Origin of the sequence: Pseudomonas canadensis (assembly GCF_030980095.1) — a bacterium.
GTDB classification, from domain to species: domain Bacteria; phylum Pseudomonadota; class Gammaproteobacteria; order Pseudomonadales; family Pseudomonadaceae; genus Aquipseudomonas; species Aquipseudomonas canadensis.
In genome coordinates this window covers 3,318,657-3,334,624 of sequence record NZ_CP133298.1, presented here as the reverse complement: position 1 = coordinate 3,334,624, position 15,968 = coordinate 3,318,657, and the positions used below count along the sequence as shown (strand labels likewise).

Genomic DNA, 15,968 nt, shown 5'->3' with positions numbered 1-15,968 from the left:
CTGAAGTCGCGTTAAGATGCCGCCTGGACCTCACTCAGATCAAGGACACTGTATGCCGCTTATCACGGAGCGCGTCGCGCTCGCCCGCAATGGCGCCAACGAAAAAGTCATTTGCCGCATGGCTTCAGGCTGGGCGGTCATGGGTGATGTACAGTTTCTACCCGGTTACTGCCTGCTGCTGCCTGACCCGGTCGTTGCCAGCCTGAACGACCTGGACACCGAGGCCCGCACAGCCTATCTGTTGGACATGGCCCGCCTTGGCGATGCGGTGTTGCAGGCTACCGGTGCGTTGCGCATGAACTACGAGATCCTGGGCAATTCCGAGCCGGAGTTGCATTGCCATCTCTTCCCGCGCTATGCCTCGGAACCGGACGACAAACGCACGATGCCGGCGTGGTTTTATGATTGGAAAAACGCGGTACCGTATACAGAGCATGAACATGGGACGTTGTGCCGAGCTATTGCCGAATTGTTGGAAAATCCGTCAACCTACTAAAAAGCCTTCGGGGACTGGTCCGCTTCCCGTCATCGTATTGGCGTTGTCTACTAATATCGCAGGTGTTAGGAACTTGTTATGGATGGCAAAAACCTCGTTAAGTATTTGCAGCAATCGGTCTCGGCCACCACGATAATATCGTCGAGTAAGCAAGATAAAACATTCAACTTGTATGGGAAGCCCTACAGGCTTGTGGCTTGGGACGAAGTAGAATATCGAAAGGGTCTGAAAGGGGCATTGAAAATTTTTCAAAATAATTGCCCAACCCTCACTGAAGAAAGTTTTTCCAATGCAGTTGCTAAAGTATGCGTGTCCATGAGTACTTGTGAAGAAGCAGCTGATGCGTTGATTGACCACCTTGCCGGATTAATCAAGAAGCGCACTACGTGCATACCAATTCAAGGTATTGATATGCGCGTCCCATCAATGGATCTTGGGTTTGGCGTTCTCTATCGGCGCGATGAAGGACTCCTTCCAGAGTTGTTAAAGGATGGCACAGCACGTTTTAGTTCTCAGCATGATATCAATGCTTTGGATTCATCACATTGCTATCTTGAAGTTGAGTCTGTCACGGATGACAGAGAGGCTATCACCAGAGCGCTTGAACTCGCGGAATACCTTTGTGCCTTGCTTTCACTGCATGTTGGATCTTCCTCCTACAGAGCCTGGAAACGTTCAAGTAACTGGTATGACAAAGATTATGGTGATTTTTTTCCCAGGCGCAGAAAGGTTTCGATATGGGGTTCCGAATCGGGAGACTCTACTGTTTATTATCAATACAACGATACCGAGAGCCCGTTCCATAACTTCCCGTACGAACTGAATTTCAGGCTTCTGAATCCCGGGCTTGATGGGTATCAGGCTATTTGTGAACCCTTATCTATGCTTCAACCTGAGGAACCCGTCACCACTTACCATTTGGTAGATGAGTCCGTCCGCAAGATCATCGTAGAGGAATATCGGCCGCTTCTTCAGAGTTACCTGAAGAAAACATCGGTTGAGAAGTCCGTCGCTCAATCCATTTATTGGTTTGGTAAAGCGGTTAATGCTGATACCAATGAGCAGCAATTCTTGTTTTTCGCAATCTCATTAGAGTGCCTGCTCACTGGCAAGGAGGTGCAGACATTTATGACTTCAATGGGCAGTATCACTCAAAAAATATCGGAGCGGGCTGCGTTTATCTTTTCTGAATTGCCCGCTGAGCGCTTGGGTATCGAAAAGGAAATAAAACTACTCTATGGTATTCGAAGTAAAATCGCGCATGCGGGAGAGCGGGCAGATAATCAAGAAGTGTTGAGAATAGAGACGTTGACAAGAGCCTTGATATTAAAAGTTTCCAATCATGAGTTTACAACGTTCGAAGAGATTACCGAGTGGGTCAAAATGAAGCAATACGGTTTTCCGGATTAAGGTAAATCCATCCTCTTCATCCCGTGCATGCCAGGATTTCGTCGACCTCGGCAATCTTGGCATAATCCATCGCCAGGTTGCTCAGCGACAGCGCATGCACGTCTTCAGCGGGCCACAGGCGCCCGGACAAATCGGTTTGGTCGAAGGTGTAGCAGGCATCCGAAACCACCGTCACCGCAAAACCCAGGTTGCCGCCTGAGCGTGCCGTGGCCTCGACCGAGTTGTTGGTGATCACGCCGGCGATCACCAGTTGCCGGATCCCGCGCGCGTGCAGCCAGCGTTCCAGTCCTGAGGCGACGAAGGCATCCGGAACGTTCTTTTCGGTCACATGCTCATGCGCCAGCGGTTGCAGCGCCGGCTGGAATTCGCAGCCCGGCTGGCCCGGCCAGAACACCGAGTCGGGAGAGCGGGACATGTGCCGGATGTGAACAACAGGGCGGTCGGATTGACGCCAGGCAGTCAGCAGACGCTGTATCTGCACTTCGGCGTCGGGGTTGTTGCGTCGTCCCAGCTTTGGTCGGTTCATGCCTTGCTGCATGTCGATGATCAGCAGTGCGGCGTTGATGGCTAACGATTGCATGGCACCTCCTTTTGCGGGTTGGGCTCGAAACATACCACGAGGGTAAACGGTCATGAAGGTTGGTTTTACTTGAAGGACATTGACTGAATAAGGAATAGATTAATGATCCGCAAAGCGTTACCTGGCGACGCCAACGCCATCGCCCAGGTGCATATCCGCAGTTGGCAGGAAGCCTATCGTGACATGATGCCTGCCGAGTTCTTGAATGGGCTGGATGCAACGCTGGCTCGGCGCGAATCCTTTTGGGTTCGCTCGATTGAGTCGGGCGAGTCCGACGTGTGGGTCGCGGAGCTGGACGGGCACGTTGTGGGCTGGATATCGGTCGGTGCCAGTCGCGACGAAGAAGCTGCCGGAGCAAACACCGGTGAGGTCATGGCCATTTATGTTTTAGCCAAGTATTGGCAAGCCGGCGTTGGGCTGGCGTTGTGGAATGCGGGCCTGCAGTTCCTGAGGGAGGAGGGGTTTCAGGGTTTGACGCTTTGGGTCTTGAGCCGAAATGAAAGGGCTATCCGGTTTTATCGCAGGATGGGCTGTGTCGAGGACGCGGGGAGTGAACGTAATCTTCAGAGGGGAGGTGTCACTCTGGTAGAAATGAGGTATCGGTTGCCCTTTGGACCAGGTTGAGCACATTCACATACGCAAGAAACATTTCAGCCATCCCCTCGGCATAAACCGCGATCTCTTCAGCCGTTCGCGGACTGTTGGAGAACTCCTTCCCCACTGAACTGAGCGTGGTCAGGATCAAATCACTGGCTACCGTACGCGTGTCAACCGACACCTCAGGCAACAACTCCAGCATGAACCCCTTGAACGCCTGCCGTCCCGCCGCGCGCACCTCCAGGGCCTCCGGCGCATCACGATAGAGCGGCGCCGCGTCACTCAGCGCACCGCGCATCTGCGCTTCTTCGCATTCCGATTGGATAAAGGCGTGCACCAACGTTCGCAGGCGATCCAGTGGCGTTTCGTCGCGTTTCTCCAGGATGTCGCGCAGCATCTGGGTGGTCTGCTGCCACTCATCACTCTGCAACCGGAACAGAATCGCCGCTTTGTTGGGGAAGTACTGGTACACCGACCCCACGCTCACGCCGGCCTTTTCCGCGACCCGTGCAGTGGTGAAACGGGTGGCGCCTTCCTTGGCCAAAACCTGAATAGCCGCTTGCAGAATCGCCGCCACCAACTCGGTGGAACGGGCCTGTTGCGGGTGTTTGCGCGTGGAAATACGTGGGGTCTGGCGGCTGGTCATACGGGGCTCCTGAAGCAGGGCTAATGCGAATAGCGAAGGATGCGAATGACTCGCATACTTTTAATGCGACGAATTAGTCGCATCTTAGTCCCACCTCACTGGAAATCAATTATGTCGAGCCTGACCACCGCGCCTCTGGCGCCCCTTATCGAACGTCTTTATGCCCAGGCCAATGCGGCCACCAGCCCGTTGGTGAACTCGGTATCCAAGGAAGAACGCGAACGGCTAATGCACAGCAAAACCGAATACATGGCGCTGTATTCGATGCTCAAGGACCTGTGGCTGCCCGTGTCGCAGGACACCGGCAAGCTGCTCTACATGCTGGCGCGCAGCAACAAGGCGCGGGCGATTGTGGAGTTTGGCACTTCATTTGGGCTGTCGACCTTGTTCCTGGCTGCCGCGCTGCGTGACAACGGCGGCGGTGTGCTGATCGGCAGCGAATTTGAAGCCTCGAAGATCGCCCTGGCGCGCGAGCATTTCATCGAAGGCGGCGTGAGCGACCTGATCCACATTCGCGAAGGTGACGCGCTGGTGACCCTGGCCAGCGACTTGCCGGATGTTGTCGATCTGTTGCTGCTGGACGGCGCCAAGACGCTGTATGGCGACGTACTGAACCTGGTGGAAAACAACCTGCGTCCTGGCGCACTGGTAGTCGCGGACAACACCGATTATTGCCCTGAATACCTGGCCTATGTGCGCGCCCCGGAGAACGGTTACTTGTCGGTGCCGTTTACCGATGACATCGAACTTTCAATGCGCCTGGGCTAAGCGAGTATTCAGCGCTTGCTGAACGCCAGCCTTGCTGCGAACAACACAAAGATCATACCGGTGGTGCTGTCCATCCACTGGATGACCTTTTCGCGACGCAGGAAACCGGAAAGCGACTGCGTGGCGCCGATCAATATTGGAGACCACAGCAGACAACCGGGGTTGATCCCCAGCGTGGCAGCGGCGAGGAGGATATTGGTAATGGGCATGGGGGGATTCATGATGGGTGGAGGTTTGCCTAAGCAAATCTCCATTATCCTGGGATGAGCGATTTTCCTGTGGTGAGCAGGCTTGCCCTGCGCTGGGCTGCGAAGCGGCCCCATCGATGAGCGACGTGGTGTGTCAGGCACGCCATCGTGCCTGGCTATGGGGCTGCTTCGCAGCCCAGCGCGGGGCAAGCCCGCTCACCACGCAAGCCTGCTCACCACAACAAGCCCGCTCACTACAGAAAGCGGGCTTGCTACTGTAAACGTAGGCTCAGCGATTGAACCGCTCAACCAACGCATATTGGGTGGACGCGTTGTTCGTCAGCTCCTTGCTCAGGTCCGTGGATTGATGGGCTTGTATCGACGTCTGGTCGGCCAGTTCGGCGATGGTGGTGATGTTGCGGCTGATTTCCTCGGCGACCGCGCTCTGTTCCTCGGTGGCGGCGGCGATCTGGGTGGTCATGTCAGTGATATGGGACACCGCTTCGCTGATGCCGACCAGCGCCTGGTCCGCCTCCAGCACCCAAGCCACACCTTCCTGGGCCTGGCGCTGGCCGTGTTCCATGCTTTGCACGGCATTGTTGGAGGACGCCTGCAGCTGGGTGATCAACCCATGGATCTGGGTGGTGGACTGGGACGTGCGTTGTGCCAGCTGCCGCACTTCGTCGGCCACCACGGCAAAACCACGGCCTTGCTCGCCGGCACGCGCCGCTTCGATGGCTGCGTTGAGGGCCAGCAGGTTGGTCTGGTCGGCAATGCCCTTGATCACGTCCACCACGCTGCCGATTTCGTCGCTGTCCTTGGCCAGTTGCGCCACGGTCGCGCCGGTTTCGCTGACCACCGCAGACAGGCGTTCGATCGCCTCACGGGTGTCGCGTGCCACTTCGCGCCCGCGCCCGGTCAGGACGTTGGCTTGCTGGGTGGCGTCGGCGGTGCGTTGCACGTGGCTGGCGACTTCCTGGGTGGTGGCGGCCATCTGGTTGACGGCGGCCGAGACCTGTTCGGTTTCGACACGCTGGCGGTCCAGGCCTTTGGAACTAGCGGTGGCCAACTGATCGGATTGCCCGGCCAAGGCACTGAGTTGCTCGGCGCTGTCCTGCAAGCGGGTGAGGCAGGTCTTCAGGCGTGCGTTCTGGCTGAGGAACGCCGTTTCGAGACGTGCCTGTGGCCCGCTGGCGTCGCTGTACATCTGCGCGATCAAGGCATCCGAGGTCGAGGGCTCCACACCGTGCAACAGACGCAACGTGCTGCCTTGACGCCAGCGTGAGCAGAGCACGCCCACCGGGATTGCGACTGCAACGGTCACAGCAATGGCGACGGGCGCGCTGAGGAACAAACCGGCGAGGCAGCCGGTAAGCCCGGTTGCCACATACGGCACACAACTGATGGCCGCCGGCAGCCAGGCATCCTGCCGCGGAACGGCCGGTTTACCTTGGCTGATGCGGCGGTACAGGGCCTGGGCCCGACGGATTTCATCCGCCGTGGGCTTGACCCGCACGGACTCGAAACCAACGACTTTGCTGCCATCGAATATGGGGGTGACGTAGGCGTTGACCCAATAATGATCGCCGTTTTTCGAGCGGTTCTTGACGATGCCCATCCAGGGCAGGCCTTGCTTGAGTGCGCTCCACATGTGCGCAAACACGGCGGGGGGCACATCGGGGTGACGGACGATGTTCTGCGGCGCGCCAATCAAGTCAGCGCGTTCAAAGCCGCTGATGTCGACAAACGCGTCGTTGCAGTAAGTGATGACACCTCGGACATCCGTGGCGGAGATGAGTTTTTGCGAAGGCGCGAGGGAAATCTCACGCTGTGTTACGGGCTGGTTATTGCGCATTCCGACTACTCCCTGGTTGCCCTCAGTCCATCGGCGCCATCTGCGAAAAGGTTAATCCACATTGGTCAATTCGCCAGCCACTGGTCAAAAGCCTGAAACTTCCTGCCGAAAAACCTCATAATGGCGGCCATTTTTGTTTAGCCGTTATTCTGGTGTGCCCCCATGGAAATCAAGGTCAATTTTCTCGACAACCTCCGGCTTGAAGCCAAGTTCGACGACTTCACGGTGATTGCCGACCAGCCCATCCGCTACAAAGGCGATGGTTCGGCACCGGGGCCGTTCGATTACTTCCTGGCGTCGTCGGCGTTGTGCGCGGCGTACTTCGTGAAGCTGTACTGTCAGACGCGCAATATCCCCACTGAGAATATTCGCCTGTCGCAGAACAACATCGTCGACCCGGAAAACCGCTACAACCAGATCTTCAAGATCCAGGTCGAGCTGCCGGCCGACATTTCCGACAAAGACCGCCAAGGCATCTTGCGTTCCATCGACCGTTGCACGGTCAAGAAAGTGGTGCAGGCCGGGCCTGAGTTCGTCATCGAAGAAGTCGAAAACCTGGACGCCGACGCCCAGGCGTTGTTGATGCCCAACTCGACGTCAGAGGGTGGCACTTATATCGCCGGCAAAGACCTGCCGCTGGAACAGACCATTGCCAACATGTCCGGCCTCCTGGCCGGCCTGGGCATGAAGATTGAAATCGCGTCGTGGCGCAATATCGTGCCCAACGTGTGGTCGCTGCATATCCGCGATGCACATTCGCCGATGTGCTTCACCAACGGTAAGGGCGCGACCAAAGAGGGCGCCTTGGCGTCGGCACTGGGCGAGTTCATCGAGCGGCTCAACTGCAACTTCTTCTATAACGATCAGTTCTGGGGTGAGGAACTGGCGAATGCGCCGTTCGTGCATTACCCGGATGAGCGCTGGTTTCAGCCGGGCCCTAACGACGAGCTGCCAGGTGAAATCCTCGACGCCTACTGCCTGAAGGTCTACAACCGCGAGGGCGAACTGCGTGGTTCGCACCTGTTCGATACCAACTCCGGCAACGAAGCGCGCGGGATTGTGTCGCTGCCGTTCGTGCGCCAATCGGACGGTGAAGTGGTGTACTTCCCGTCCAACCTGATCGAAAACCTCTACCTCAGCAACGGCATGAGCGCCGGCAACACCTTGGCCGAAGCCCAGGTGCAGTGCCTGTCGGAGATCTTCGAGCGCGCGGTGAAGCGTGAAATCATCGAAGGTGAGTTCGCCTTGCCGGATGTACCCGCCGAGGTGCTGGCCAAGTACCCGAGCATCCTGGCCGGTATCCAGGGTCTGGAAGCCCAGGGTTTCCCGGTGCTGGTCAAGGACGCGTCCCTGGGCGGCGAATTCCCGGTGATGTGCGTGACCCTGATGAACCCGCGCACGGGTGGCGTGTTCGCCTCGTTCGGTGCGCATCCAAGCCTGGAAGTGGCGCTGGAACGCAGCCTCACCGAACTGCTGCAAGGCCGCAGTTTCGAAGGCCTCAACGACTTGCCGCAGCCGACCTTCGAAGGTCAGGCGGTGACCGAGCCGAATAACTTCGTCGAGCACTTCATCGACTCCAGCGGTGTGGTGTCGTGGCGTTTCTTCAGTGCCCAATCGGATTACGAATTCGTCGAGTGGGATTTCTCAGGCGAAGGTGAAGATTCCAACGCCCAGGAAGCTGCGACCCTGTTCGGCATTCTAGAAGGCATGGGTAAAGAATCGTACATGGCCGTGTACGAACACCTCGGCGCCACCGCGTGCCGCATCCTGGTGCCGGACTATTCGGAAATCTACCCGGTGGATGACCTGATCTGGGACAACACCAACAAAGCGCTATTTTTCCGTGAGGATATCCTCAACCTGCACCGCCTCAACGAGGAAGAGTTGCAAGCGTTGGTCGAGCGCCTGATCGAAAGCGAGCTGGACGACTACACCGATATCACCACCCTGATCGGCATCGAATTCGATGACAACACTGCCTGGGGTCAGCTGACCATCCTGGAGTTGAAACTGCTGATCTTCCTGGCCTTGCAGCAATATGAAGAGGCCAAGGAGTGCGTGGAGATGTTCCTGCAGTACAACGACAACACCGCTGAGCGTGGCCTGTTCTACCAGGCGATGAATGCGGTGCTGGAGATGGAACTGGACGATGACCTGGAACTGGCGGACTACGAAGCCAACTTCCGTCGCATGTTTGGCAATGAGCGGATGGATGCGGTGATTGGTTCGGTACAGGGCGATGTGCGTTTCTATGGTTTGACGCCGACCAGCATGAAGCTGGAAGGGCTGGATCGGCATTTGCGCTTGATCGACAGCTACAAGAAGCTGCATGCGGCGCGTGCCAACGTCACCTCAGCCTGACACAACTTTCTGTGGGAGCTGGCCTGGTGTGGTGATTGGCTTTGGTATGGTGAGCGGGCTGTTGTGGTGAGCGGGCTTGTCGAATCGTCGCACCGCCCGCGCTGGGTGGCGAAGCCGCCCCAATAAAAACGCCGCATTCTGTCAGGCAGAATGCGGCGTCTGGTTTTAGGGCTGCTTCGCAGCCCAGCGCGGGGCAAGCCCGCTCACCACAGCAAGCCAGCCCATCACACAGGCTAAGCCAACCTATTTAGATAAGTGCCAAGGCTTGCGCCAAATCTGCCCGCAGATCCTCCACATCCTCAACCCCCACCGACAAGCGTACCAACCCATCCCCAATCCCCAGCTGCGCCCGCGTTGCCGCCGGGATGCTTGCATGGGTCATGATCGCCGGGTGTTCGATCAGGCTTTCCACGCCGCCAAGGCTTTCGGCCAGGGCGAAGATCTTGACGTTTTCCAGGAAACGCGTGGCGCCGGCCAGGTCGCTGTTCAGGTCAATCGAAATCATCCCGCCAAACCCACGCATTTGTTCGCGCGCCAGTTCATGCTGGGGATGGGACGTGAGGCCCGGGTAATAAACCCGTGCCACTTGCGGTTGCTGCTCCAGCCAGGTGGCGAGGTCCAGGGCGTTGCTGCAATGGCGTTCCATGCGCAGCGCCAGGGTTTTCACGCCGCGCAGGGTGAGGAACGCGTCGAAGGGCCCGGCGATGGCGCCGACCGAGTTTTGCAGGAAGCCCAGGCGCTCCGCCAGTTCGGGGTTGTCGCCGACAATGGCGATGCCGCCGATCACATCGGAGTGGCCGTTGAGGTATTTGGTGGTGGAATGCACCACTACATCAAAGCCCAGCTCCAGAGGACGCTGGATCCAAGGGCTGGCGAAGGTGTTGTCGGCCACACAGATGATGCCGCGATCACGGCAGATACGTGCAATGGCGCTCAGGTCGGTCAGGCTCAGCAGCGGGTTGCTGGGGGTCTCGACCCAGACCATGCGCGTGTCGTCCTGCAGGCTCGCTTCAAACGCCGACAAATCGCTCAGGTCGACAAAGCTGAAACGGTGCCCGGCGCTGCGTTGGCGCACTTTGTCGAATAGCCGGAAGGTGCCGCCGTACAGGTCATTGCCGGACACGATATGGGCGCCGGCATCCAGCAACTCCAAGACTGTCGAAATCGCCGCCAGCCCGGACGCGAAAGCAAACGCCTGGCTGCCGCCCTCCAGGTCGGCCACGCAGCGTTCCAGGGCAAACCGCGTGGGGTTGTGGGAGCGGCCGTAGTCGAAGCCTTTGTGCACGCCGGGGCTGTCTTGCAGGTAGGTAGAGTTGGCGTAGATCGGCGGCATCAGCGCGCCCGTGGTCGGGTCGGGGGACTGTCCAGCATGGATCACACGGGTGGCAAACGCGCTTTTATCGGACTGACTCATGCAAGGGATCTCCGTAGGTGGTTGAGCAGGTCGACGCGGGTGATCAGGCCGTGGAAGCCTGACGCGTCGGCAATGATGGCGACCAGGCCGCGATCCAGCTCCGCCTGCAGTTCGGCCAGGCTGGCGCTGGGGGCCAGGGTTTGCAGGGTGTCGGTCATGGCGCTGGAGACGATCATGGAAAAGTGCGTGGCGTCCTGGTGCAGGCCCAGCAGGATGTCGGATTCATCGATCACGCCGACCAGTTTTTGACCGTCCACCAGCACTGGCAACTGCGAGACATCCGCCAGGCGCATGCGCTGGAAGGCGGTGAGCAGCGTGTCGTCGGGGCTTACGCTGATCACGCGGCCGTCTTCGAAGCGCCGCGCGATCAGGTCGCGCAGGTCGCCGTAGTGCTTGTAGTGCAGCAGGCCGGCGTCATTCATCCATTGGTCGTTGTAGACCTTCGACAGGTAACGGGTGCCGGTGTCGCAGACAAAAGTCACCACGCGCTTGGGCTCGGTCTGTTCGCGGCAGTAACGCAGGGCGGCCGCGAGCAGGGTGCCGGTGGAGGAACCGCCGAGAATGCCTTCGGCCTTGAGCAACTGCCGGGCATGGTCGAAACTTTCTTCGTCGCTGATCGAATAGGCGTGACGCACGCTGGACAGGTCGGCAATCGACGGAATGAAGTCTTCGCCAATGCCTTCCACCGCCCAGGAGCCCGGCGTTTCCATTTTGCCACTGCGGCTGTATTCGGCCATCACCGAGCCCACCGGGTCGGCCAGCACCATGGCCAGTTCGGGTTGCACGCGCTTGAAGAAGCGCGTCAGGCCGGTGAGGGTGCCGGCAGAGCCGACGCCGACGACGATCGCGTCGACATCATGCTGGGTCTGCGCCCAGATTTCCGGCGCGGTGCTGGTTTCATGGGCCAGGGGGTTGGCCGGGTTGTTGAATTGGTCAGCGAAGAACGAGCCCGGAATATCCTTGGCCAGGCGCGCGGCCACGTCCTGGTAATACTCGGGGTGGCCCTTGCCCACATCGGAGCGGGTGATGTGCACCTCGGCGCCCATGGCCTTGAGGTGCAGCACCTTTTCCGTGGACATCTTGTCGGGTACCACCAGGACCACCCGGTAGCCCTTGGCCCGACCGACCAGTGCCAGGCCCAGGCCGGTGTTGCCGGCGGTGGCTTCGATAATCGTGCCGCCGGGGCGCAAGCGGCCGTCGCGCTCGGCGGCGTCGATCATGGCCAGGCCGATGCGGTCCTTGATGGAACCACCGGGGTTCTGGGATTCAAGCTTGAGAAACAACGTGCAGGGGCCGGTATCGAACCGGCTGACCCGAACCAGCGGCGTGTTGCCGATCAATTCGAGGACGGCGGGGCGGGAAAGCGTGGGCATGTCGTCACCTGAATACGAATGGGTTGGACAGCAAAAGGCAAAGCATGGGTTCGACGATAGGCCGGGATCGGTCCGGTCGCAACCGGACGGTCCGTTGGCTGTCTGTTTTTGGCGCATTAGCCGGCCGGGTTCAGTACCTGCTGCAAGCGCGTGACGACGGCGCTACTGGCGGCCTGCATGGGTGCGCGCAATTCGCTGCCGATCAAGTCTTGCACAGCCAGCGCGGCTTTTACCGGTGCTGGATTGGGCTCCATGAACAGCGTGTTGATCAGTGGCAGCAACTGGAAGAATGTCGCTCGCGCTTCAGCCAGTTGGTTGTCGCGCACTTGCTGGAAAAGCGCCACAAATTGCTCGGTGTGCAGGTGGGCCGAGGCCGCAATCGCACCGGTCGCGCCGAGGCACAGTGCGTTGAAAATCTGTACGTCTTCGCCACACAACACGTCCACGTCACCGCTGGCCAGCAGTGCAAGGGTGTTGCCCAGGTTGCCACCACAATCCTTGATCGCCACGATGCGCTCATGGGCGACGATGTTGAGCAGGGTCGCCTGCTCGAAAGTAGCGCCAGTGCGGTAGGGAATGTCGTAAAGAATGATCGGCACGCTGGAGGCATCGGCCACCGTGCGGAAAAACGCCTCCAAACCCGCTTGGGACGGGCGGATGTAACTCGGCGCCGGCACCAAAAGCCCAGCCACCGGGCGTTGCAGGATTTCACGCTGGAAGTGCAGCAGCTCAATCTGGTTATAGCCCGCCAGGCCCATCACCACGCGGTGCGCCGGCACCCATTGCAACACCGCATCGAGCACCGCCAATTGTTCCTGACGACTCAGCGACGCCGCTTCCCCGGTGGTGGTGCACACCATGATCCCGGCCACGTGTTTTTCCAGCAAGTGGCTGACCAGGCGGTGCAGGCCAATGAAATCAATGGCGCCGTCATGGAACGGTGTGACCACGGGAACCCAGATACCTTGAAACGATGACATGCACTTTCTCCTGATGATTGACCGCTGGAGTCACCGTCAGAAGGGCAGAGGGAATTGTGCAAGGGAGGAAGGCCGTCGCGCTCAATGTCCTGTCAGCTCATCTGACGGGACAGCGCGCCCCGGTCACATGAGCGACTGTTTCTTCGATTTGAGGGCGTGCGCAACGCAACCTTGCGCCTTGGCAGGGGAGCCAATGACGGAAAGGTTAACGGAGGACATTGCGGACATTGGCTGACACACCCTGAATAAGGCTTCCATCTTCATGGAATATTGCAGAGTGTGTCAACGGGGCTTATTCGAATTTATCGATACGCGTGTCGGAGTAGTAGAACGCGTTCTTGTCCGTGCTCGACTCGTAGAAGTAGGCGTAGTCGGTCAGGTAGTACAGGTGGTTCACCCGGTTGTATTCATCGTTGTCGAAGCTGCACTTCAGGGCCTTGGCCGCCCCGAGCAGGCCAGGGTTGAGCTCGCTGGCTTGCAGTTCGCGTTCAACTACGCAGCGGGTAGTCTGGACTTTGGTACGGCTGCCAATCAGGCTGTTGAGGCTGGCGCGGGTGGTTTGGTAGACCACGGTATCGCCAACTGGCAGGGCCTTCCAATTGCCGGTGAAGCTCAATTGCGTCAGCGCCTCGCTTTCTGCCATGCCCGAGGAGCTGTAGGTGTTTTTTGCCACCAGCGGGATGAGGTTACGCCAGCTCACCGTGTGGCTTTCATAACCCTGCCCGCGGGTGGCGATGGCCAATTGCTCGCTCGCCGCGTCTTGGCTGATGAATTCCGCACTCTGAAACTGGCTGGTTTCGCCCTTGAGCGTCGACGTGCCGGTCATATGCACATATTTGAAGGCGCGCGCGGGTTTGTCCAGGTTCAACTGCGTGATTGCGGCCAGCACCTGTGGTTGCACCGAGGTCAGTGCGATGTTCATCGGCGCCTTCAGGCGTGGTTTGAACACCGGCAGCGCGGCGATTGTCTGTGGCGTCGCGCAGACTTTATTGAACAACAACTCATAGTCGGCATTGCTGCCGGCGATCTTCTGCGGCGTGGGAAAGCTGTCGACACGGCCGTCGCTGACGCGATTGTCGGCGTCCATGTCGTAGCCGGCCAGTTCCTTATAGGTCCCGCCCGTGCAAGACACCGCAAAGTGTTCACGCTTCTGGGCATAGGGGGCGTTGTAGGGCATGTCGTTGAGCACCGCCGGTTCGTCGAAGGCGGCCCAAAAGCGCGTTTCGCCATTCACCGTCTTGATGCTGTTGGCGTCAATCAATACCTGGCTATCGTGCGCGTTGGCCTGCACCAGGCGCCAGTCTGGCTTTGGCGTTTCGGCACAGGCGCGTATGAACGTCTGGTTGGCAGCCAAGGTCGCGCGCAATTGCGGCGACAACTTGCGCGCCGCGCTGTAACGGCCAGCGCTGGCCGGGTAGACCCGTTGTGAGCCGTCCAGGTACAGCAAGTGCAGTTGCGGCGATGAGCAAGCGGCCTCGAATTGCATGGTGCGCCGCAGACCACTCGGGCCGCCCGGCATCAGCAGCTCGAAGCTGAGCGAGTCGCCCTCGCGCACGATGCTGTTTTCAACCAGGGGCTGGGTGAGGGTGTCGGCGAACATGCGGTCGACTTGGTTTTTCTGGGTGGCACAACCGGCCAGGGTAGCGAGGCTACCGATGAGCAAGAGAGAAGTAATAACGCGCACGAGAGCCTCGTTGAGTCCATTCAGGGAGATAAGAGTGGCGGCCGATTGAGCCGAATCTGTAGCCGGATGTTGCGAGACAAAAGCCTAACGAGCATGACGGCATCTGTACAGCGCTAGCATGGCCGCCGCCGGATATGTGCGGGTCGCAATCGTCCAGCCGTACTTTCTGCCAGCCGATAGTCTATTCGGACATTCCGGGAGAACCTCGATGATCCGACGCGCGTGTTTGGCCGCTTTGCTGACCCTGTCTGTGTCGACCGCCTTTGGCGCCTCGACCTACGATCATTTGTATGCCTTTGGCGACAGCTATTCCGACAATGGCGCGGGCGAAGCACTTACCTCCCGGCTTGCCGCGCAGCAGGTCAAGGACGCGCAGGCACTGCCTGGCCCGCTTTACTGGAAGGGACGCTGGAGCAACGGCCCAACCGCCGTCGAAGGCCTGGCCCAGGCGTTGAAGACACCGCTGACCGACTACGCCGTGGGCGGCGCCAAAAGCGGCCACGGCAACTACTATACGTGGCTGATGCCGACCCAGGACACAGGCGTGCTCGGCCAAGTCGCCGAGCACTTGCAGGCCGCCAAGTCCCACAAGGCCGACCCCAAGGCGCTGTATTTCATCTTCATCTCGGCCAACGATTTTTTTGAATGGGCCGACTTCTCCCATCCTGAAACCATCGAGGCCTTGAGTGAGTCGAGCCTGGTCAACATCCGCAACGCCACCGAGCAACTGGTGGCCGCGGGGGCCAGGCATGTAATGGTGGTGGGCACGACGGACCTCAGTCACGTGCCCGCCGTGGTGCAGGGCAACCAGGTCGACAACGCGAAGCACTACCAGCAATTGCTCGCACAGAAGCTCCCGGCCATATTGGCGCAGATTGGCGTGGCGAAGGTCACCTACTTCGATCACCTGGCGTTCAGCGACGCGCTACGCGCCAATCCGCAAGCCAATCGATTCACGGACCTGGACACACCGTGCCAGGCCACCTACCCGGACGTGAAACCGGTGTGCGCCGATGCCGATGCGCATTACTACTGGGACGAATGGCACCCCACCCGCAAGGTCCACGCCCTGGCGGCAAAGGCCATGCTCAAGGCATTGCCTTAGCCGGCGGCCACCGCCGCTTCAATGGCAGCGATGTCGATCTTCTTCATGGTCATCATTGCGTCAAAGGCGCGCTTGGCGACGGCCGGGTCCGGGTGGGTGACGGCGTCCGTCAGCACGCGCGGTGAAATCTGCCACGACAACCCCCACTTATCCTTGCACCAGCCACAGGCGCTTTCCTGGCCACCGTTACCGACGATGGCGTTCCAGTAACGATCCGTCTCGGCCTGGTCATCAGTGGCCACCTGAAACGAAAACGCCTCGGTATGGGGAAAGATCGGCCCGCCGTTGAGGCCGATGCAGGGGATGCCCAAGACGGTGAAGTCCACGGTCAACACGTCGCCCTGTTTGCCGGACGGATAATCGCCGGGTGCCAGGTGCACGGCGTTGACTTTGCTGTCCGGGAAGGTCATGGCGTAGAAGGTGGCAGCCTCCAGGGCGGTGCCGTTGTACCAGAGGCAGAGGGTGTTTTTGCTTTTCATGGTCGGTCTCCACAGGAAAATGGCTGTGTGGA

13 protein-coding genes and 3 pseudogenes are annotated in these 15,968 nt (G+C 59.2%); 6 read left to right on the top strand and 10 right to left on the bottom strand.

Going from position 1 to position 15,968, the window contains the following annotated elements:
* Positions 1 to 52: 52 nt before the first annotated feature.
* Together RB216_RS15180 and RB216_RS15175 are read left to right on the top strand one after the other, a co-directional pair.
* Entirely contained in the window at positions 53 to 496 is a 444-nt protein-coding gene (locus RB216_RS15180) for an HIT family protein (protein WP_028616333.1), read from the top strand.
* A 78-nt stretch (positions 497 to 574) separates the two neighbouring features.
* On the top strand, positions 575 to 1,906 hold the full coding sequence (locus RB216_RS15175; protein ID WP_028616332.1) for a HEPN domain-containing protein: 1,332 nt from the start codon (positions 575 to 577) through the stop codon (positions 1,904 to 1,906).
* Positions 1,907 to 1,922: 16 nt separating this feature from the next.
* Here the strand turns inward: RB216_RS15175 and RB216_RS15170 are convergent, their stop codons facing one another.
* Positions 1,923 to 2,486: a cysteine hydrolase family protein gene (locus tag RB216_RS15170; protein ID WP_028616331.1), complete on the bottom strand. Its 564-nt coding sequence runs from the start codon at positions 2,484 to 2,486 to the stop codon at positions 1,923 to 1,925.
* Positions 2,487 to 2,588: 102 nt separating this feature from the next.
* Between RB216_RS15170 and RB216_RS15165 the strand changes: the two genes are divergently transcribed.
* Positions 2,589 to 3,110 (top strand): GNAT family N-acetyltransferase, encoded by a 522-nt coding sequence (locus RB216_RS15165; protein WP_028616330.1) that lies wholly within the window; start codon positions 2,589 to 2,591, stop codon positions 3,108 to 3,110.
* On the opposite strand, the gene RB216_RS15160 is transcribed toward RB216_RS15165, so the two are convergent.
* Positions 3,064 to 3,729, bottom strand: a complete 666-nt coding sequence (locus tag RB216_RS15160; RefSeq protein ID WP_308907492.1) for a TetR/AcrR family transcriptional regulator — start codon at positions 3,727 to 3,729, stop codon at positions 3,064 to 3,066. The genes RB216_RS15165 and RB216_RS15160 overlap by 47 nt on opposite strands.
* A 111-nt stretch (positions 3,730 to 3,840) precedes the next feature.
* On the opposite strand from RB216_RS15160, the gene RB216_RS15155 reads away from it, so the two are divergent.
* On the top strand, positions 3,841 to 4,497 hold the full coding sequence (locus RB216_RS15155) for an O-methyltransferase (RefSeq protein WP_068932864.1): 657 nt from the start codon (positions 3,841 to 3,843) through the stop codon (positions 4,495 to 4,497).
* An 8-nt stretch (positions 4,498 to 4,505) separates the two neighbouring features.
* On the opposite strand, the pseudogene RB216_RS15150 reads toward RB216_RS15155, so the two are convergent.
* The 3 pseudogenes from RB216_RS15150 to RB216_RS29975 all read right to left on the bottom strand — a co-directional run.
* Positions 4,506 to 4,649: pseudogene (locus RB216_RS15150) on the bottom strand (LysE family translocator); the annotation flags it as partial.
* A gap of 325 nt (positions 4,650 to 4,974) precedes the next feature.
* Positions 4,975 to 5,919: pseudogene (locus RB216_RS29980) on the bottom strand (methyl-accepting chemotaxis protein); the annotation flags it as partial.
* Between the two features lie 348 nt (positions 5,920 to 6,267).
* Positions 6,268 to 6,540: pseudogene (locus tag RB216_RS29975) on the bottom strand (PAS domain-containing protein); the annotation flags it as partial.
* Between the two features lie 162 nt (positions 6,541 to 6,702).
* On the opposite strand from RB216_RS29975, the gene RB216_RS15140 reads away from it, so the two are divergent.
* A complete protein-coding gene (locus RB216_RS15140) occupies positions 6,703 to 8,901 on the top strand; it encodes an OsmC domain/YcaO domain-containing protein (protein ID WP_305381109.1) in 2,199 nt (732 codons plus the stop codon).
* A gap of 247 nt (positions 8,902 to 9,148) precedes the next feature.
* Here the strand turns inward: RB216_RS15140 and RB216_RS15135 are convergent, their stop codons facing one another.
* The 4 genes from RB216_RS15135 to RB216_RS15120 all read right to left on the bottom strand — a co-directional run bounded on the left by RB216_RS15135 (position 9,149) and on the right by RB216_RS15120 (position 14,352).
* On the bottom strand, positions 9,149 to 10,315 hold the full coding sequence (locus tag RB216_RS15135; RefSeq protein ID WP_122727326.1) for a cystathionine gamma-synthase: 1,167 nt from the start codon (positions 10,313 to 10,315) through the stop codon (positions 9,149 to 9,151).
* On the bottom strand, positions 10,312 to 11,688 hold the full coding sequence (locus tag RB216_RS15130) for a pyridoxal-phosphate dependent enzyme (RefSeq protein ID WP_028616323.1): 1,377 nt from the start codon (positions 11,686 to 11,688) through the stop codon (positions 10,312 to 10,314). Before RB216_RS15130 ends, RB216_RS15135 begins: the two co-directional genes overlap by 4 nt.
* Positions 11,689 to 11,804: 116 nt before the next feature.
* The gene (gene dapA, locus RB216_RS15125; protein WP_308907491.1) at positions 11,805 to 12,668 is read right to left on the bottom strand and encodes a 4-hydroxy-tetrahydrodipicolinate synthase; all 864 of its coding nucleotides are present in this window, start codon (positions 12,666 to 12,668) and stop codon (positions 11,805 to 11,807) included.
* A 292-nt stretch (positions 12,669 to 12,960) separates the two neighbouring features.
* Positions 12,961 to 14,352, bottom strand: a complete 1,392-nt coding sequence (locus RB216_RS15120; RefSeq protein ID WP_308907490.1) for a hypothetical protein — start codon at positions 14,350 to 14,352, stop codon at positions 12,961 to 12,963.
* 208 nt (positions 14,353 to 14,560) lie between these two features.
* On the opposite strand from RB216_RS15120, the gene RB216_RS15115 reads away from it, so the two are divergent.
* The gene (locus RB216_RS15115) at positions 14,561 to 15,457 is read left to right on the top strand and encodes an SGNH/GDSL hydrolase family protein (RefSeq protein ID WP_308907489.1); all 897 of its coding nucleotides are present in this window, start codon (positions 14,561 to 14,563) and stop codon (positions 15,455 to 15,457) included.
* Here RB216_RS15115 and RB216_RS15110 read toward each other — a convergent pair.
* Complete coding sequence (locus RB216_RS15110; protein ID WP_068932877.1) at positions 15,454 to 15,936, bottom strand: VOC family protein; 483 nt, start codon at positions 15,934 to 15,936, stop codon at positions 15,454 to 15,456. The two genes, RB216_RS15115 and RB216_RS15110, sit on opposite strands and share 4 nt — an antisense overlap.
* Positions 15,937 to 15,968: the final 32 nt, after the last annotated feature.